This is a genomic window from Xanthomonas graminis pv. graminis (assembly GCF_030168915.1).
GTDB classification, from domain to species: domain Bacteria; phylum Pseudomonadota; class Gammaproteobacteria; order Xanthomonadales; family Xanthomonadaceae; genus Xanthomonas_A; species Xanthomonas_A translucens.
Genome location: NZ_CP076255.1, coordinates 3,992,498 through 4,009,845, shown reverse-complemented (window position 1 = coordinate 4,009,845; position 17,348 = coordinate 3,992,498). Strand labels below are relative to the sequence as shown.

General features: G+C 69.7%; 14 protein-coding genes. 9 read left to right on the top strand and 5 right to left on the bottom strand.

The genetic code is table 11. From position 1 onward, the window contains the following. Window positions 1–88 precede the first annotated feature (88 nt). On the bottom strand, window positions 89–1,360 hold the full coding sequence (locus KHF85_RS17370) for an efflux RND transporter periplasmic adaptor subunit (RefSeq protein WP_284567619.1): 1,272 nt from the start codon (window positions 1,358–1,360) through the stop codon (window positions 89–91). Between the two features lie 288 nt (window positions 1,361–1,648). Here KHF85_RS17370 and glmS point away from each other — a divergent pair, with 288 nt between their 5' ends. Next, a complete protein-coding gene (glmS, locus tag KHF85_RS17365) occupies window positions 1,649–3,478 on the top strand; it encodes a glutamine--fructose-6-phosphate transaminase (isomerizing) (RefSeq protein ID WP_284567618.1) in 1,830 nt (609 codons plus the stop codon). 8 nt (window positions 3,479–3,486) lie between these two features. On the opposite strand, the gene KHF85_RS17360 is transcribed toward glmS, so the two are convergent. Beyond that, window positions 3,487–4,131, bottom strand: a complete 645-nt coding sequence (locus KHF85_RS17360) for a hypothetical protein (RefSeq protein WP_284567617.1) — start codon at window positions 4,129–4,131, stop codon at window positions 3,487–3,489. A 251-nt stretch (window positions 4,132–4,382) separates the two neighbouring features. Here KHF85_RS17360 and KHF85_RS17355 point away from each other — a divergent pair, with 251 nt between their 5' ends. After that, window positions 4,383–4,856 carry a hypothetical protein gene (locus KHF85_RS17355; protein ID WP_046978691.1) on the top strand — a complete coding sequence of 158 codons (474 nt, stop codon included), beginning with the start codon at window positions 4,383–4,385 and terminating at the stop codon, window positions 4,854–4,856. 353 nt (window positions 4,857–5,209) lie between these two features. Beyond that, on the top strand, window positions 5,210–6,136 hold the full coding sequence (locus tag KHF85_RS17350) for an IS110 family RNA-guided transposase (protein WP_284566813.1): 927 nt from the start codon (window positions 5,210–5,212) through the stop codon (window positions 6,134–6,136). A 66-nt stretch (window positions 6,137–6,202) separates the two neighbouring features. On the opposite strand, the gene KHF85_RS17345 is transcribed toward KHF85_RS17350, so the two are convergent. From KHF85_RS17345 to KHF85_RS17335, 3 genes are all read right to left on the bottom strand, one after another. Beyond that, window positions 6,203–7,195 carry a copper resistance protein B gene (locus KHF85_RS17345; RefSeq protein ID WP_284567616.1) on the bottom strand — a complete coding sequence of 331 codons (993 nt, stop codon included), beginning with the start codon at window positions 7,193–7,195 and terminating at the stop codon, window positions 6,203–6,205. Further along, window positions 7,192–9,030 (bottom strand): copper resistance system multicopper oxidase, encoded by a 1,839-nt coding sequence (locus KHF85_RS17340; protein ID WP_284567615.1) that lies wholly within the window; start codon window positions 9,028–9,030, stop codon window positions 7,192–7,194. The genes KHF85_RS17345 and KHF85_RS17340 overlap by 4 nt, the downstream gene beginning before the upstream one ends. 115 nt (window positions 9,031–9,145) lie before the next feature. Further along, window positions 9,146–9,586, bottom strand: a complete 441-nt coding sequence (locus KHF85_RS17335) for a CopL family metal-binding regulatory protein (RefSeq protein WP_284567614.1) — start codon at window positions 9,584–9,586, stop codon at window positions 9,146–9,148. A gap of 246 nt (window positions 9,587–9,832) precedes the next feature. Between KHF85_RS17335 and KHF85_RS17330 the strand changes: the two genes are divergently transcribed. From KHF85_RS17330 to KHF85_RS17305, 6 genes are all read left to right on the top strand, one after another. Continuing rightward, a complete protein-coding gene (locus KHF85_RS17330; protein ID WP_284567613.1) occupies window positions 9,833–10,276 on the top strand; it encodes a heavy metal-responsive transcriptional regulator in 444 nt (147 codons plus the stop codon). After that, window positions 10,273–12,726 carry a heavy metal translocating P-type ATPase gene (locus KHF85_RS17325; RefSeq protein WP_284567612.1) on the top strand — a complete coding sequence of 818 codons (2,454 nt, stop codon included), beginning with the start codon at window positions 10,273–10,275 and terminating at the stop codon, window positions 12,724–12,726. The genes KHF85_RS17330 and KHF85_RS17325 overlap by 4 nt, the downstream gene beginning before the upstream one ends. Window positions 12,727–12,767: 41 nt before the next feature. Then, window positions 12,768–12,980, top strand: a complete 213-nt coding sequence (locus tag KHF85_RS17320; protein WP_284567611.1) for a heavy-metal-associated domain-containing protein — start codon at window positions 12,768–12,770, stop codon at window positions 12,978–12,980. 121 nt (window positions 12,981–13,101) lie between these two features. Continuing rightward, window positions 13,102–14,205 (top strand): PLP-dependent cysteine synthase family protein, encoded by a 1,104-nt coding sequence (locus KHF85_RS17315; protein ID WP_053835271.1) that lies wholly within the window; start codon window positions 13,102–13,104, stop codon window positions 14,203–14,205. 61 nt (window positions 14,206–14,266) lie between these two features. Beyond that, complete coding sequence (locus KHF85_RS17310) at window positions 14,267–16,291, top strand: M3 family metallopeptidase (RefSeq protein WP_284567610.1); 2,025 nt, start codon at window positions 14,267–14,269, stop codon at window positions 16,289–16,291. A 199-nt stretch (window positions 16,292–16,490) separates the two neighbouring features. After that, window positions 16,491–17,297 carry a hypothetical protein gene (locus tag KHF85_RS17305; protein WP_284567609.1) on the top strand — a complete coding sequence of 269 codons (807 nt, stop codon included), beginning with the start codon at window positions 16,491–16,493 and terminating at the stop codon, window positions 17,295–17,297. The last annotated feature ends 51 nt before the right edge of the window (window positions 17,298–17,348 follow it).

Here is a 17,348-nt window from a genome sequence, read left to right as displayed (position 1 = left end):
ATACAGACAACTGAAACTTCGGTAGGGAGACGGATACCACGGTGTGGGCTCTTCCGAGTCCCGAGTCCCCAGTCCCGAGTCCCGGCTTCTAGTGCACCGTCACCTGCGGCGCCTCGCCGAACAGGTCGCTGCCGGAGACCACGACGCGGTCGCCCGGTTGCAGGCCCGAACGCACCTCGACTTCGCCCAGGCTGGTGACGCCCAGCTCCACCGGGCGGCGGATCGCCGCGTTGCCGTCCATCACGTAGGCGTAGCGGCCGCCGGATTGTTCGACGAACGGGCCGCGCTCGAGCTTGAGCACGTTCTTGCGGGTATCCAGCAGCACCCGCGCGCTCATGCGCTGGCTCTGGCGCAGGCCGGGCGGTTGCTTGTCGGTGAAGCGGATGCGCGCGTTGACCTCGCCGTTGACCACTTCCGGCGACACCGCCGAGATCGCGCCGGCGAACGGTTCGCCGGCACCGCTGGTCAGCTGCGCCGGCATGCCGATCGCCAGGTCGCGGGCGAAGCTCTCCGGCACCTTGATTTCCAGTTCGAACTTGGACAGATCGACCACGCCCAGCACCGGCGCGTTGGCGGCGACGTTGGTGTGCTGCGACACCTGCACCTGGCCGACCTGGCCGTCGAACGGCGAGCGCAGGGTGAGTAGGTCCACCTGCCGCTTCACCTCGGTGACCACCGCGCGCTGGCGCTCGGCGAGCAGGCGCTTGTTGCGTGCGTCCAGGCCGGCGCCCTGGGTCTGCAGGCCGGAATCCTTTTGCGCATGGCTCATCGCGATGTCGGCCTTCTTCAGCGAGTCCTGCGCCTTGGCCAGTTCCACCTGCGGCACTGCGCCGCCGTCGTAGCCGCGCTGGTAGCGTTCCAGGTCGCGGCTGGCGGCCTGCCGCTCGATCTGCGCCTGGTCCACCAGCTTGCTGGCATTGGCGCGGGCCAGCACCGCATCCAGGTCGGCGCGGCCGGCTTCGGCTTCCAGGCCGGCCAGCGTGGCCTCTTCCTGGGCCAGCTTGCTGCGCAGTTCGGGGCTGTCGATCTCGGCCAGTTCCTGACCCTGCCTGACCACGTCGCCGGCGACCACCTTCAAGGTCACGGTGCCGCCGGAGATCGCGTACAGGGTGGGGCTGTTGGCGGCGATCAGGCGCCCGTCGGCGGAGATGTCGCGGACCAGGTCGCCGCGGCTGACCGTGGCGATGCGCACGCGCTGCGCGTCGAACGAGCGGCTGCCGGCGATCCAGCCGCGCGCGGCGAAGGCGATGCCGAGCAGCACCGCCAGCGCGATCAGTGCCGGCCAGAACCAGCGGCGCCAGGCGGCGGCGGAGCGGGGGCGGGTGAGAACCTGGTCCTGGGCGGAAGTGTCGCGGATCATCGGTCGGGTCGGCGCAGCGGAGAATGAACCAATCCAAAGCACACCGCGTGCCAATTGCAAGTGATTGAAATGCATAAGGTTCGATTGCGGCGGACGGCTGTCCGCGTGTCCGCGGACACGTTCGCGGACACCGTCTCCGAATCGATCGGCCAGCGCCTGGCGGCGCTCACGGCAATCGCAGCGGCCGTGCCGGGGTCGGCGATGGCCGGTCCAAGTCGCACTGCCGGGTCCTGCAGGACATGCAGCGGACAAAGCTAGAATGGCGATCTTTCGGTGCAGGGTGCGGCTATGTGCGGGATCGTGGGTGCGATTGCGGAACGGGACGTGGTGCCGGTGCTGATCGAAGGCCTGAAGCGGCTGGAGTACCGCGGCTACGATTCCTCCGGCATCGCCGTGGTCGCCGCCGACGGCGTGCGCCGGGTGCGCCGCACCGGGCGCGTGGCGGAGATGGAAAGCGCGGCGCTGGCCGAAGATCTGCACGCCACGCTGGGCATCGGCCACACCCGCTGGGCCACCCATGGCGGCGTCACCGAGGCCAACGCGCATCCGCACGTCAGCCACGGCGACCTGGCGCTGGTGCACAACGGCATCATCGAAAACCACGAGCAGCAGCGCGAACGGCTGCGCGCGCTGGGCTATGTGTTCGAGTCGCAGACCGACACCGAAGTCATCGCGCACCTGATCCACCACCACGCTGCGCAGGGGCTTTCGCTGCTGGCGGCGCTGCAGGCCGCGGCCAAGGAACTGACCGGCGCCTATGCGCTGGCCGCGGTGAGCAAGTCGCGCCCGGACGTGCTGGTCTGCGCGCGCATGGGCTGCCCGCTGCTGATCGGCCTGGGCGAGGGCGAGAACTTCATCGCCTCCGACGTGTCGGCGGTGATCCAGGCCACGCGCCGGGTGATCTTCCTGGAAGAGGGCGACACCGCCGAGCTGAGCCGCAGCGGCGTGCAGGTCTACGACGCCGAGGACCGGCCGGCGCAGCGCGAAGTGCACATGTCCGAAGTGTCGCTGGCCTCGCTGGAGCTGGGCCCGTACCGCCACTTCATGCAGAAGGAGATCCACGAGCAGCCGCGCGCGCTGGCCGACACGCTGGAAGCGCTGTTCGACGCCGGTGGCTTCGACACCACGCTGTTCGGCCGCAATGCCGGGCAGCTGGCCGACATCGACGGCGTGCAGATCCTCGCCTGCGGCACCAGCTACTACGCCGGGCTGACCGCGCGTTACTGGATCGAGTCGATCGCCGGCCTGCCGTGCAGCGTGGAGATCGCCAGCGAATACCGCTACCGCGCCGCCTACGCCAACCCGCGCCAGCTGATCGTCACCATTTCCCAGTCCGGCGAGACCCTGGACACGATGGAGGCGCTGAAATACGCCAAGTCGCTGGGCCACGCCAAGACCCTGTCGATCTGCAACGTGCCCGAAAGCGCGATCCCGCGCGCCAGCGCGCTGGTGCTGTACACCCGCGCCGGCGCCGAGATCGGCGTGGCCTCGACCAAGGCCTTCACCACTCAGCTGGCGGCGCTATTTCAGCTGACCTGCGTGCTGGCCAAGCTGCGCGGACGGCTGAGCGCCGCGCAGGAGGCCGACTACCTGGAACAGCTGCGCTACCTGCCGGGCAGCGTGCAGCACGCGCTGAACCTGGAGCCGCAGATCGCGGTGTGGGCCGAGCGTTTCGCCGACAAGCACAACGCGCTGTTCCTGGGCCGCGGCCTGCACTATCCGATCGCGCTGGAAGGCGCGCTCAAGCTCAAGGAAATCACCTACATCCACGCCGAAGGTTACCCGGCCGGCGAACTGAAGCATGGTCCGCTGGCGCTGGTCGACGCGAACATGCCGGTGGTGGTGATCGCGCCCAACGATGCGCTGCTGGAGAAGGTGAAATCGAACATGCAGGAAGTGCGCGCGCGCGGCGGCGAGCTGTTCGTGTTCGCCGACCAGGACAGCCACTTCAGCGAATCCGAGGGCGTGCACGTGATCCGCACCCCGCGCAACGCCGGCCTGCTCAGCCCGGTGGTGCACACCATCCCGGTGCAACTGCTCGCCTACCACACCGCGCTGGCGCGCGGCACCGACGTGGACAAGCCGCGCAATCTGGCCAAGTCGGTGACGGTGGAGTAGCGCTTGGCCTAAAGCGCCAACCGTTCCTCGAAATCGAATTCCAATTGCCGCGGCATTCTCAGCGTCCGGTAGCGTCTCCAGGGGCCGAACTGAGCGCGGGCCGCCGCCCTAAAGGGAATCGCGTTCTGTCGGCCGGCAATGCAGCTTGCCTTGGCACAACAGCGATAGGCATACGACACCGAGATCAGCAGATGGTCCGCGACCAGGCGCATGCGTTGGCCGTGCGATCGGAGCAGTGCCAGCCAGGCACCGGCAAGGCAGGGGGATAGTTCCTCGATGTGCGCGTTCTGCGCTTCTTCGTTCTCGCCAAGATAGGCAAGCGGATCCCGGCCGCCATCGCTGGACAACAGGTTCATCAATGGATGCGCGCGCCCGCCATCCGCATCCTCGCCGGTGCCATGATCGAGCCGCACCGCGTGCCTGACGTTGAGCTCGGTGTATCGGACCATGGCTTGATAGAGGTGGCGCAGCAGCAAGTCCTGGAATTGCGCATCCTGGAAGTCCATCGGACGCGAATGCCGGCTGGAGAGCGTGACTGCCATCAGCCAGGCTTCGTTGACGACGTCGCCGTACAGATGTTCTCCACGCGTAGCGCGCGCGATTCGCTTCAGGTCAGCTGCGCGCTGGCGACTGAAGCATTCGAATGGGTCCATCGGATGTCGATTTTCGGAAGGTGATCAATACCGAGCTGTTGACAGGCGGGTCATGGCGATTCGATGAAAAAAGCAGATGCAGGAAACGGCTTGGTCGATGCATCGGAATCGGCGTCCGGCGTGCCACCAGACAGGATGGCCGATCCTTGCACTCGTCTCATGGATTGGCAGCCTTGGCCGGCGGCTGCCAACGCAATGGCCCAGGTTATGCATAAGCTCCTGGCGAGGGTTCCCACCACGCAGGAGGACGTATGTACGAGTCTTTCAGACAGGGGGCGCCGGCCGAGCTGTGGCAGGCGCTGGTGCACGAGGCAGGGCAGCGGCTGGGGCGGCCGCTGGACGAGTCGCGCGAGAGCTATCTGGTGTTCGTGTTGCTGCGCTACCAGGCCGATGGGCACCTGCTGTCGCGCACCCAGGCGCTGGCCTGGCTGCATGCTCAGGAGCAGGTCGGGCGCGCCCGCGCCGATGCGCTGCGCGAGGTCGGAGACGGTTGCCTGCTGATCGCCGGGCTGTTTCCCGGCGTGGCCGCGCGGCGCCGGGTCAGCGTGGACTACTTCATCGACCTGGGCCGCGGCGCCTACTACGAAGTGGCCGAGACTCGCGCCAGCGATGCAGGGTTGTTCGGGCAACTGGCGCGCAGCTACCAGGAACTGGTGCGCACGCTGGGCGCGCTGCGTCCGCCGCGCGACTGGCGGATCGGGGAGGATGGTTCGCTGCGCGCTTGAGCGGCCGGGACTGGTGTGAGGAAGCGGTTGCTGGGCGCCGTGGTGTCGCCTGATGCGCGTCGTGCCATTACGGTTGGCGAAGCGGTGTAGGAGCGGCTTCAGCCGCGACAGGATCTATGGGTAGCCTGTCGCGGCTGAAGCCGCTTGTGTCTGGAGATTGCTCTACAGTTTGAGTGGAGAGCGATGTGCGGCACGCCGACAGGCCGTAGTGTTCAAGCACGTGTAGGAGCCAGGGCGGCCGCACATCGACCTCGTTGCCTAGCCCGAACAGTTGAACGAGCGTTCGCTCGAACTTCACAAGCGTGGGCAGCGACGAGGTGGCTCTCTCCTGTCCCCCAGTCTACCTAACGCTTATGCCTCTTTGGATCGGTATCGATGTGGCCAAGGACACCTTGGCCGTCCACGTGCTTCCCCTGGACCAGTTGCTGTCCTTTCCCAATACCGCCCAGGGCCACCAGCGCCTGTGCGACCACCTTGCCGGGCACTGCGTCGGCAACGCGCTGCTGGAGGCCACCGGCGGCTACGAACGGGCGGTGATGACGGCACTGGCCACGGCAGGGATCCCGGTGACCCGGATCAATCCGCGCCGGGCACGCGCTTTCGCCACGGCCTTGGGCACAACCGCCAAGACCGATCCGCTGGATGCGGCCTTGCTGGCGCGCATGGCTCACCTGGTGCAAGCGCCCGCGCCGGCTCCCGATCCCTTGCGTGAGCAACTGCGCATGCTGGTCCAGCGCCGCGAGCAACTGGTCCAGCAACGTGACGACGAGCGCCGTCGCTTGCATCAGGCGACCCTGGCCATGGTGCGCGCGTGCCTGATCGAGCAGATCGGCGACGTGCGCCGCCGTATCCAGCGGATGAACCAGGCGATCAAGCAGGTGCGGTGCCAGCTCGACGATGCGCTGGCGCACGCCCTGGGCACGGTCCCGGGCATCGGCGAGGTCACCACCGCCAGCCTGATGGCCTATCTGCCCGAACTGGGGACGCTGGATCGTCGCCAGATCGCGGCCCTGGTCGGCCTGGCTCCCTACAACGTGGACAGCGGGCAGCACTGCGGCAAACGCCGCATCCGCGGCGGGCGTGCCACGATCCGACGAGTGCTGTACATGGCCTGTTGGAGCGTTGTGCGCACTCAAGCCTCCTTCAAGGAGCGTTATCAACAGTTACGGGCACGCGGCAAGCCCGCCAAGGTCGCCATCACCGCATGCATGCGCGTGCTGCTTATCCGACTCAACGCCATGGCACGAGATCGCACACCATGGCGTGAGGTTATCGGATGAGAAGACAGTTGCTCCTACAAGGGCCACTGCCGTTCAAATGGACGGGAAAGAATCCTCTGGCAGTCGCTAAAACCAGACGCGTACGCCGGCGACGACACGTGTCTCGCGCGCGGCTTCTCCTGCGTCGCGCCGATAGTCCGCGGTTGCGCCGAAGGCGCGCTCGTGGACCACGCCGAGATACGGCGCGAAGCGGCGGCTGATCTCGTAGCGCAGGCGCAGGCCGGCTTCGACCGTGGACAGGCCGCTGCCGATGTCGCGTGCGCGATCGTCGGCGAACGCGACGTCGGCTTCCAGCCGCGGCTGCAGGATCCAGCGGTTGCTCAGCAGCACGTCGTATTCGCTTTGCAGGCGCGCACTGGCGCGGCCGCCTTCGCCGATGTACAGCGTGGCCGCGACCTCGAACTTGTACGGCGCCATGCCCTGCACGCCGAACGCGGCCGAGGTGCGCGCATCGCTCTGGGCGAGGTCCTGTTTCACCCCGACCAACAGATCCCACCACGGCGAGACCGCGTGGCCGTACAGCGCTTCCAGGTCCGCCGCTTCGGTGCGGCCGCCGTTGCGCTCGCCTTCGCTGCGCAGCCACAGCCGATCGATGTCGCCGCCGTACCAGGCGCTGGCTTCCCAGGCCTGGCCGCCGCCGTGGTGGTTGTCCCAGCCCTCCAGACGATCGAACAGCAGATAGCCGGTCCGCGACGGCGCATGCAGCATCGCGTGCGTGCGTAGGACCGGGAACGCGGCGGCGCGGTCGGCCTCGGTGAGCGCCGGGATCGGCTCGCGCGGCAGCGTAGAAGCGGGCGCACTGGCGCAGCTGCACGTCGCCGCTGAGCTGAAGTGAGCAGGCTGCGCTTGTGCTTTTCCGGGTCCCCGGTCCCCGGTCCCTGGTCCCGGCTCCACAGCCCCCGGCTGCATCCCGGCGTGGTCCTGCATGCCGCGCTCGGCCTGCGCTGCGCTTGGCGTGCCGTGCTCCTGCATCTCCCTCTGCGCACGCGCAGCACCGTGCGCGAACAGCAGCGCCAGGCCGAGCGCCTGCGCCAGCGCGGCGCGCGGCCTGGCGTTCATGCGTCCACCCGCACTTCGCGCATCATGCCGCCGTCCATGTGGTACAGCAGGTGGCAGTGGTAGGCCCAGCGGCCCGGCGCATCGGCGCGCACGCGGTAGCTGCGGCGCGTGCCCGGCGGCATGTCCACGGTGTGCTTGCGCACCTGGAACTGGCCGGCGGCGTTCTCCAGGTCGCTCCACATGCCGTGCAGGTGGATCGGGTGCTGCATCATCGTGTCGTTGACCAGCACGATGCGCAGGCGCTCGCCGTAGTTGAGCCGCAGCGGCGCGGCGCTGGCGAACGGGATGCCGTCGAAGGACCAGGCGAACTTCTCCATGTTGCCGGTGAGATGCAGTTCGATCTCGCGCCCGGGGTCGCGACCGTCGGGGTCGTCGAACAGGCTATGCAGGTCGGCGTACGTCAGCACCCGGCGGCCGTTGCCGCGCAGGCCGATGCCCGGATCGTCCAGCTTCGGCGCGGTCGCGGAGGACTGCATGTCCACCAGCGGATTGCCGCGTTCGCTGCGCGGATGCGTGGGCGCTGCACCAGCGTCGCCGGGCGCATGCGTGCCGTGGTCCATCGTGCCGTGCTCCATCGCGGCATGGTTCATGCCGGCCATGCCCATGCTGGCGCCGCAACCGCCGTCCATGCCTTTCATCGTGGCCGCGCCGCCGTGGTCCATGCCGGAGTGCCCCGCCATGGCGTGACCCATGTCCTGCATGCGCAGCAGCGGGCGCGGATCGTTCGCCGGTACCGGCGCCTGCAGTCCCTGGCGCACGGCCAGGGTGCCGCGCGCGTAGCCGGTGCGGCCCATGTCCTGGGCGAACACGGTGTAGGCGTCCTGGCCGTTGGGTTCGACCAGCACGTCGTAGGTCTCGGCCGCGGCGATGCGCAGTTCGTCCACGCTCACCGGGTGCACGTACTGGCCGTCGGCGGCGACCACGGTCATCTTCAGCCCGGGGATGCGCAGGTCGAAGTAGGTCATGCTGGAGGCGTTGATCATGCGCAACAACAACTTCTCGCCGGGACGGAACTCGCCGGTCCAGTTGCCGCCGGGGGCGACGCCGTTGAGCAGGTAGGTGTAGGTGTTGGCGTTGACGTCGGACAGGTCGCTGGGCGTCATCCGCATGCGTCCCCACATGCCGCGGTCGGCGAGAGTGGCGCGCAAGCCGTCTTCGCGCGCGTCGCGCAGGAAGTCGCCGACGGTGCGCTGGTAGGTGTTGTCGTAGGACGGCATCTTCTTCAGCCGCCGGAACAGCGCCGCCGGGTCCAGGTCGGTCCAGTCCGACAGCAGCAGCACGTGTTCGCGGTCGTAGTGGTAGGGCGGCGGCTGCAGCGGGTCGATCACGATCGCGCCGTACAGGCCGGCTTGTTCCTGGTGCAGCGAGTGGCTGTGGTACCAGTAGGTGCCCGACTGGCGCAGGGCGAAGCGGTAGCGGTAAGTCTCGCCCGGGTAGATGCCGTCGAAGCTCATGCCCGGCACGCCGTCCATGTTCGCCGGCAGCAGGATGCCGTGCCAGTGCACGGAGGTTTGCGTGTGCCCCGGCAGGCGGTTGGCGACTCGCACCTCGACGGTGTCGCCTTCGCGCCAGCGCAGGATCGGTGCCGGCACGCTGCCGTTGACGGTGATGGCCGGGCGCTCGCGCCCGGTGAAGTTGACCCGCGCGCTGCCGATGCTGAGGTCGAAGTCGGTGCCGTGCAGCTGATACGGCACGGCGCCATTGCGCGCCAGCGTTGCGGCCTGGGCTTGTCGCAGCGACAGGCTGCCGATGCCGGCGGCGGCGCCCAGCGCCAGTCCGGTGACGAAGCGGCGCCGCGACGGCAGCGCCGGCAGGTCGGAGGAAGGTGGTTTCATGAGCGAGCCTCGATGCGATGCGATGCGCGACCGCGTGGGCGGTGCGTGCGCGGAAGCGACCGCGCGCGGATGCGCGGTCGCCGTGGCGCCACCCGAGCGGGCGGCGGCGTCGCGATCAGGCGCTGGGAGGTCGTTCCAGCCGCGGCAGGCCGGGCGCGCCGCGGCCATCCTGGCGGCCGCGTGGGAACAGCTGTTGCGCCGCGGCCGGCAACGCCAGCGGCAGCGCGATCAGTGCCGGCGGCGGCTGCGCATGCGGGCACTGGCAACCGGCCGCGGTGCCGCAGCAGCCGTGCTTGCCGGCCTTGCTGTGGCCGTCGCCGTCGTGCTCGTGTTCGCGGACCTGCGCCGGCGTGGCCTCATGACAGGGCATCGCCGCGCTGGCGACCTGCGCGGCATGCAGGTGCTTGCCAGCATGGCCTTCGGCCATGGCATGGTCCGTGCCTGGCGCTGCGTCGGTCATGCCGTGCATGCCCGGCATCGCCATAGCCGTGCCGGCGCCATTGAGCAGCAGGCTCAGGCACAACAGCAGGCGGGTCAGCAAGGCGAAGATCGGCACGGAGGACGCAAGGCAGGCGAGGGGATACGCGGAGAATACTGCAGCGATGGCTGCGGGCAAGCGCCGGGACGGCGTGGCGGCGCGCCATCGGCGCACCCTGGAGCCGGGTCCAGGGCGCGCGTCCCCGCCCGGCGAAGGCCTGCGGGGCAAGGGTTTGGCGTCAGCGTGAGCCGCCAATGAACAATTCGCGCGCAACGGCGACAATGGCTTGACCCTGGACCGGCGTCCAGGGAGTAGCTTGCACGCATGAATCCGGTCGCCCCTCCGTCCCGCTTCACCATCGGCGCGCTCGCGCGCCAGGCCGATGTCGCCATCGACACGGTCCGCTACTACGAGCGCCAGGGCCTGCTGCCGGCGCCGCCGCGGCGCGCGTCCGGCTACCGCGACTACGATGCGGCCGCGGTGGAGCGGGTGCGTTTCATCCGCCGCGCCAAGGACCTGGGCTTTTCGCTGGAGGAGATCGGCGACCTGCTCGCGCTGCAGGACGATCGCCTGCATGGCGTGGAAGGCATCAAGCAGCGGGCGAGCAAGCGCCTGCACGAACTGGATCGGCGCATCGCGCAGCTCACCGAGATGTGCGATGCGCTGGCGGTGCTGGTCGCCGAATGCCCAGGCAGCGGCGAACCCGCAGGCTGCCCGATCCTCGGCGACATCCGCGGCGACGCTGCGCCGGGCAAGGTGCAACCGTGAACACGGCCGCCGCCGGCACCGCCACGCTGAGCCTGCCGGTGCACGGCATGAGTTGCGCGTCCTGCGCCGTCGGTCTGGAGCAGGCGCTCAAGCAGTTGCCTGGCGTCGACGCCCAGGCCAATTACGCCGCCGCGCGCGTGCGCCTGCATTACGACCCGCAGCAGGTGGATGCGCAGACGCTGCTGCAACGCATCGGCCAGGCCGGCTACACGGTGCCGACGCAGCTGCTGACGCTGGACCTCAGCGGCATGCGCTGCGCGTCCTGCGCGGCTTCGATCGAAACCGTGCTGGCGGACACGCCCGGGGTGATCGCCGCCAGCGTCAACCTGGCCTCGGCCAGGGCGCGTGTGGAGTACGTGGCGGAACTGGTCGCAACGGCCGACATCATTGCGCGGATCGGCAGCGCCGGCTTCGGCGCCAGCGTCGTGCGCGAGCTGGACCAGACCCAGTTGCAGGCGCGCGAACAGGCCGAGCGCCGCGCCTGGCACCGCGAGCTGGGCCGGTTCGCCGCCGCGGCGCTGCTGACCCTGCCGTTGTTCGTGCAGATGTTCGGCATGCTGGACATCTCCGCCATCGCGCATGCGCTCGGCGGCCAGCACGCCGAGCCGTTGCCGCGCTGGCTGCAGTTGCTGCTGGCCACGCCGGTGCAGTTCTGGCTCGGCGCGCGCTTCTACCGCGCCGGGTTCATGGCCTTGCGCAACGGCCGCGCCAACATGGACGTGCTGGTCGCGCTCGGCACCAGCATGGCCTACCTGTACAGCGCCGCGGTCACCGTGTTCGGCCTGGCCGGGCAGCACGTGTACTTCGAGGCCAGCGCCTCGATCATCACCCTGATCCTGCTCGGGCGTTTGCTGGAAGCGCGCGCCAGGCGCAGGACCTCCTCGGCGATCCGCGCGCTGCTCGACCTCAAGCCCAGGACCGCCAGGGTGGAGCGCGACGGCGCGCTCGTGGAGATCGACGCCGCCGAACTGATCGTCGGCGATGTGTTCGTGGTCGCCGCCGGCGCGCGCGTGCCGGTGGACGGCGAGGTGCTCGACGGCCATTCCAGCGTGGACGAGGCGATGCTGTCGGGCGAGGCGATGCCGGTGGCCAAGGCGCCGGGCAGCCGCCTGTTCGCCGCCACCGTGAACCAGTTCGGCATGCTGCGCGCGCGCGCCACCGGGGTCGGCGCCGACACGCTGCTGGCGCAGATCATCCGCATGGTCGATGCGGCGCAGGGCTCCAAGGCGCCGATCCAGCATCTTGTCGATCGCATCGCCGGCGTGTTCGTGCCGGTGGTGATCGCCATCGCCATGCTCACCCTGGCCGCGACCTGGTGGCTGAGCGGCAGTTTCGCCACCGCGCTGGTGCACGCGGTGGCGGTGCTGGTGATCGCCTGTCCGTGCGCGCTGGGCCTGGCCACGCCGACCGCGATCATGGTTGGCACCGGCGTGGGCGCCCGCGCCGGCATCCTGATCCGCAACGCCGAGGTGCTGGAGCGCGCCCGTGCGCTGACCACGCTGGTGCTGGACAAGACCGGCACCCTGACCGAGGGCCGCGCGCAGGTGACCGCGATCGGCGTGGCGCCGGGCGGCGATGCCACCGCGCTGCTGCGCCTGGCGGCCGCGTTGGAGGCCGGTTCCGCGCATCCGCTGGCGGTTGCGATCGTGCGCCGTGCCGCCGACGACGGCGTGCGCGCGGCGCTGCCGGTGGCAACGCCGCAGGCGGTGGAGACCTTGCCCGGGCAGGGCGTGCGCGGCCGTGTCGCTGGCCAGGCGGTGGCGCTGGGGTCGCTGGCGTGGCTGCGCGCGCTGTGCGCGCCGCCGCTGGATGCCGAACTGCTGCAGCGGGCCGAGGCGGCCCAGGCGCAGGGCCAGAGCGTGGTCGGCATCGCGCTGGACGGCCGTCTCGCCGGCTACATCGCCATCGCCGATCCACTGCGCGACGGTGCCCTGGACGCGGTGGCGCGGCTCAAGGCGCGCGGCATCGAGGTCATCATGCTCAGCGGCGACAACCGCCATGTCGCGCAGGCCGTGGCCGCGCAGGTCGGCATTCAGCGCGTGCTGGCCGAGGTGTTGCCGCAACACAAGGCCGAGGAAGTGCGGCGCCTGCAGGCCGAACCGGGCGCCCACGTCGGCATGGTCGGCGACGGCATCAACGATGCGCCGGCGCTGGCCGCGGCCGACGTCAGCTTCGCCATCGGCGCCGGCTCGGACATCGCGGTGGAAGCCGCCGACGTGGTGCTGGTGCATGGCGACCTGGACGGCGTGGCCACCGCCATCGACCTGTCCGCGGCGACCTTGCGCAAGATCCGCCAGAACCTGTTCTTCGCCTTCGTCTACAACGTGCTCGGCATCCCGCTGGCCGCGTTCGGCCTGCTCAATCCGGTGCTCGCCGGCGCGGCGATGGCGCTGAGTTCGGTCTCGGTACTGGCCAATTCCCTGCTGCTGAACCGCTGGCGGCCGCGCTGAGCGCGCTGCGGCGGCCACCACATTCCAACGAGGACACCGCAATGCAGCACATCGAACTCACGGTCCAGGGCATGACCTGCGGCGGCTGCTCGGCGCGCTTGCAGCGGGTGCTGCAGGCCAGCGCCGGGGTCGCCGCGGCGCGGGTGGTGCTGGACGGCGGGCGCGTGGAGGTGGAGTACGACGCCGCGCGCATCGATGCGGCGGCGATCGAACGCGTCATCGTCGATGCCGGTTTCGGCGTGGTGCCGCGCTGAGCGGCAGCCGCCGCCAGCGCCGCCGGCAGGTGAACATCGCCGCCCAGCGCCGCTCCGGCGCAGCCCCAGGACCGGGGCGGGCGTGTATCGTGGACGCGATTTTTCCGTCCTGCGCACCGTCATGACCTATCGCGATTGGGTGGCCAACGCCATCCAGAAGATCGAAGCCGATTTCAACCGCTCGGCCGACACCCACCTGATTCCGCTGGAGCTGCCCGGTTTCCCCGGCATCGATCTGTATTTCAAGGACGAGTCCAGCCATCCCACCGGCAGCCTCAAGCACCGCCTGGCGCGTTCGCTGTTCCTGTACGCGCTGGCCAACGGCTGGCTGCGCGAGGGGCGGCCGGTGATCGAGGCCTCCAGCGGCTCCACCGCGGTGTCCGAAGCCTATTTCGCGCGCCTGCTGGGGTTGCCGTTCATCGCGGTGATGCCGGCGACCACCTCGCCGGAAAAGATCGCCGCGATCGAATTCCAGGGCGGGCGCTGCCACCTGGTCGAACGCGCCTGCGACCTGCACGCCGATTCGGTGCAGCTGGCGCGTGAGAGCGGCGGCCATTTCATGGACCAGTTCCTGTACGCCGAGCGCGCCACCGACTGGCGCGCCAACAACAACATCGCCGAATCGATCTTCCGGCAGATGCAGGAAGAGCCGCATCCGGTGCCGGCATGGATCGTGTGCAGCCCCGGCACCGGCGGCACCGCCGCCACGCTGGGCCGCTACGTGCGTTACCGCCGCCACGCCACCCGCATCCTGTGCGCGGATCCGGAAGTGTCGGTGTTCTTCGAAGGCTATTGCGAAGCGCTGGCCGGGCGCGACTACGCCGGCCTGGCCAGTACCGGCGGGTCGCGCATCGAGGGCATCGGCCGGCCGCGGGTGGAATCGAGCTTCATCCCCAGCTGCGTCGATGCGATGGTCAAGGTGCCCGATGCGCTGAGCCTGGCGGCGATGCGCTATGTGAGCGCGCGCCTGGGCCGGCGCGTCGGCGGTTCCACCGGCACCAACTTCGTCGGCGTGCTGCAGGCGGCGACGCGGATGCGCGAGCAGGGCCGCAGCGGTTCCATCGTCACCATCCTGTGCGACAGCGGCGAGCGCTACGGGCACAGCTACTACCGGCCGGACTGGTACCGCGAGCACGGCATCGACGTGGCGCAGGCCGACGCGCAGCTGGCCGCGGCGGTGGCCGGCGCCGGCTTGCCGCCGCTGGCTTGTGCCGCGTTGTCGTGACCGCCATATCTCCCTCGAGGCCGGCAGCGCCGGCCCTTCCCCCGCTACCGAGATTCCTGCGATGACCAATCCCCTGCTCGATTTTTCCGGCCTGCCGCGCTTCGATGCGATCCAGCCCGAGCACATCGGCCCGGCGATCGACGCGCTGCTGGCCGCCGCCGAGGCCGCGGTCGCGCACGCCGAGCAGGTCGCGCCGGTGAGCTGGGACAGCTTCGTGGTGCCGCTGGACGATGCCACCGAGCGCCTGTGGCGCGCCTGGGGCCAGGTCAATCACCTGCAGGGCGTGGTCAATACGCCGGCGCTGCGCGAGGCCTACAACACCAACCTGCCCAAGCTGACCCGCTTCTCCAGCGCGCTGGGGCAGAACCTGGCGCTGTTCGCGCAATACCGCGCGCTGGCCGCCACGCCCGAGGCCGCCGGTGACGACGCCGCGCGGCGCAAGGTGCTGGACAACGCGCTGCGCGATTTCCGCCTGGGCGGCGCCGAACTGGGCGATGCCGACAAGCAGCGTTTCGCCGCGATCCAGGAAGAACTGTCGGCGCTGTCGGCGAAGTTTTCGCAGAACGTGCTCGACGCCACCGATGCGTGGTCGCTGCTCATCGACGAGCCGTCGCGTCTGGCCGGCCTGCCCGACGACGTGGTCGCCGCGGCGCGCGCGGCGGCGGACAAGGACGGCCAGGCCGGCTGGAAACTGACCCTGCAGATGCCGTGCTATCTGCCGGTGCAGATGTACGCCGAGGACCGCGCGCTGCGCGAGACCCTGTACCGCGCCAACGCGATCCGCGCCTCGGAGTTCGGCGACCCGGCGCTGGACAACAGCGCGGCGATCGAACGCATCCTGGCGCTGCGCGGCGAACTGGCCGGCCTGCTCGGCTTCGCCAGCTACGCCGAATATTCGCTGGCGACCAAGATGGCGCGCAGCCCCGACGAGGTGCTCGGTTTCCTGCGCGACCTGGCCGCACGCGCCAAGCCCTATGCGCAGCGCGACCGCGCCGAACTGGAAGCCTATGCGCGCGAACACCTGGGCCTGGACGATCTGCAGGCCTGGGACCTGGCCTACGCCAGCGAAAAGCTCAAGCAGGCGCGCTACAGCTTCTCCGAGCAGGAAGTGAAGCAGTATTTCACCGAGCCGAAGGTGCTGGATGGCCTGTTCGGCGTCATCAACGACCTGTACGGCCTGCAGGTGCAGGCCGACAGCGCGCCGGTCTGGCATCCGGACGTGCGCTTCTTCCGCGTCAGCGATGCGCAAGGCCGCCTGGTCGGACAGTTCTACCTGGACCTGTACGCGCGCGAAGGCAAGCGCGGCGGCGCCTGGATGGACGATTGCCGCAATCGCCGCGACCGCGCCGACGGGGTGCAGACGCCGCTGGTGTACCTGGTGTGCAACTTCGGCCGCGGCGCCGACGGCAAGCCGGCCACCTTCACCCACAACGAAGTCACCACCCTGTTCCACGAGATGGGCCACGGCCTGCACCAGTTGCTGACCCAGGTCGGCGAACTCGGCGTGGCCGGCATCAACGGCGTGGAATGGGACGCGGTGGAGCTGCCCAGCCAGTTCATGGAGAACTTCTGCTGGGAATGGCCGCGGCTGCAGGCGATGACCGCGCATGTGGACAGCGGGCAGCCGCTGCCGCGCGCGCTGTTCGACAAGATGCTGGCGGCGAAGAACTACCAGAGCGGCATGTTCACCGTGCGCCAGCTGGAATTCGCGCTGTTCGACATGCAGTTGCATCACAGTTTCGATGCGGCCGGCGACAGCATGCTGCAACTGCTCGAGCGCGTGCGCGACGAAGTCGCGGTGAACCGGCCGCCGGCATGGAACCGCTTCCCGCACCAGTTCAGCCACATCTTCGCCGGCGGCTACGGCGCCGGCTACTACAGCTACAAGTGGGCCGAAGTGCTCAGCGCCGACGCCTATGCCGCGTTCGAGGAAGCGCCGGACCAGCTGGCCGCCACCGGTGCGCGCTTCCTGCAGGAGATCCTGGCGCGCGGCGGCAGCCGTCCGGCGCTGCAGAACTTCACCGCCTTCCGCGGCCGCGCGCCGGAGCTGGACGCCTTGCTGCGGCATAGCGGCATGGCGGGGTGATCGGCGCGCGCCGCGGCGAGGAGCAGGCAGGCCGGCATGGCGCGCGCGTTGGCCGCCGCGTGTTCGGTGAACGCCATTGCAACCTCATGCACCGATCCGGGCGTCGCAACGCATAATTTATGCGCGCAGATGCTGGCTTTATGGCGGATTTGCGCGGTGTTTGCGTAGCGTATGCGGCAACCAAGCAACGAGATCGCATATGGCTATCCGCGCAGTGTCTTCCACGTCCCACCCGCGCATCGATCTGGAAGCCGGCGACACCGGCGCTGCAACGATCACTGCGCCTTCGGCTCTGCCGTCCAGCAGCGCCGCGCTCTCCGGATTGACGCCTGCTCCGGCGCGCGCTGCGCCGAGGCGCGCGCGGGTGACGGATGCCCAGGCGCAATCGGCGCCGCCGAGCGCGCTGCGGCAGGTTGGCAGCTATGGCGGGCCGGCGCTGGACGCGCTTGCGTCCGGCTTGTCCTTGGCGGCCTCGCGGCTGTCCGCGGCGCCGGATGCGGCGAAGCTGACCGGGACGCTGAGCGGTGCGCTGTGGGCCGGAGGCGCTGGCCTCACGCAGGTCGGCAGCGCTTCACCGCCGGTGCTCGTCACCGGCGCCAACGCCCTGGGCGGCGTCGCCGGCGTGCTCAGCGCCGTGCAACCGTGGACCGGCGCAAACAGCGCCAGCACGCTGGCTTACGCGTCTGCGGCGGCGTGGGCTGTGAACGGTGCCGCCAACATGGTGCGCGCCGGCAGCGATGCCGGCCGCCATCTTCCCAGCCGTGTGTTGCAGGGGGTCAGTGGCGCAGCCAATGTCGCCGCCGCCGCCCTGGCCGCCGCCGCGGCGAGCGCCTCGCAAAAGGACGAACCCGTCAAGGCGGCCAATCTGGGCGCCGCATCGTCGCTGGCATGGGGCGTTGGCGCGATCGCCGCGCTTGGTTCGGCGTGTACTGCCGCGCCTGATGGCGACGCTGCCAGCGCAGAAGAGGCGCCGCCGTCACCGCATGCGCCCGCTGTGGCGCCCTGATGCGGCATCGGCAAGCGACGGGCGCATCCGCGCCGTCGCTTCGATCAGGGC

What these genes read in the sequence shown, in the direction of transcription:
- KHF85_RS17320 (WP_284567611.1), top strand. Translation starts at nt 12,768, where the DNA reads ATGCAGCACATCGAACTCACGGTCCAGGGCATGACCTGCGGCGGCTGC.
- KHF85_RS17355 (WP_046978691.1), top strand. Translation starts at nt 4,383, where the DNA reads ATGTACGAGTCTTTCAGACAGGGGGCGCCGGCCGAGCTGTGGCAGGCG.
- KHF85_RS17305 (WP_284567609.1), top strand. Translation starts at nt 16,491, where the DNA reads ATGGCTATCCGCGCAGTGTCTTCCACGTCCCACCCGCGCATCGATCTG.
- glmS (WP_284567618.1), top strand. Translation starts at nt 1,649, where the DNA reads ATGTGCGGGATCGTGGGTGCGATTGCGGAACGGGACGTGGTGCCGGTG.
- KHF85_RS17345 (WP_284567616.1), bottom strand. Translation starts at nt 7,195, where the DNA reads ATGAACGCCAGGCCGCGCGCCGCGCTGGCGCAGGCGCTCGGCCTGGCG.
- KHF85_RS17315 (WP_053835271.1), top strand. Translation starts at nt 13,102, where the DNA reads ATGACCTATCGCGATTGGGTGGCCAACGCCATCCAGAAGATCGAAGCC.
- KHF85_RS17350 (WP_284566813.1), top strand. Translation starts at nt 5,210, where the DNA reads ATGCCTCTTTGGATCGGTATCGATGTGGCCAAGGACACCTTGGCCGTC.
- KHF85_RS17370 (WP_284567619.1), bottom strand. Translation starts at nt 1,360, where the DNA reads ATGATCCGCGACACTTCCGCCCAGGACCAGGTTCTCACCCGCCCCCGC.
- KHF85_RS17360 (WP_284567617.1), bottom strand. Translation starts at nt 4,131, where the DNA reads ATGGACCCATTCGAATGCTTCAGTCGCCAGCGCGCAGCTGACCTGAAG.
- KHF85_RS17340 (WP_284567615.1), bottom strand. Translation starts at nt 9,030, where the DNA reads ATGAAACCACCTTCCTCCGACCTGCCGGCGCTGCCGTCGCGGCGCCGC.
- KHF85_RS17310 (WP_284567610.1), top strand. Translation starts at nt 14,267, where the DNA reads ATGACCAATCCCCTGCTCGATTTTTCCGGCCTGCCGCGCTTCGATGCG.
- KHF85_RS17330 (WP_284567613.1), top strand. Translation starts at nt 9,833, where the DNA reads ATGAATCCGGTCGCCCCTCCGTCCCGCTTCACCATCGGCGCGCTCGCG.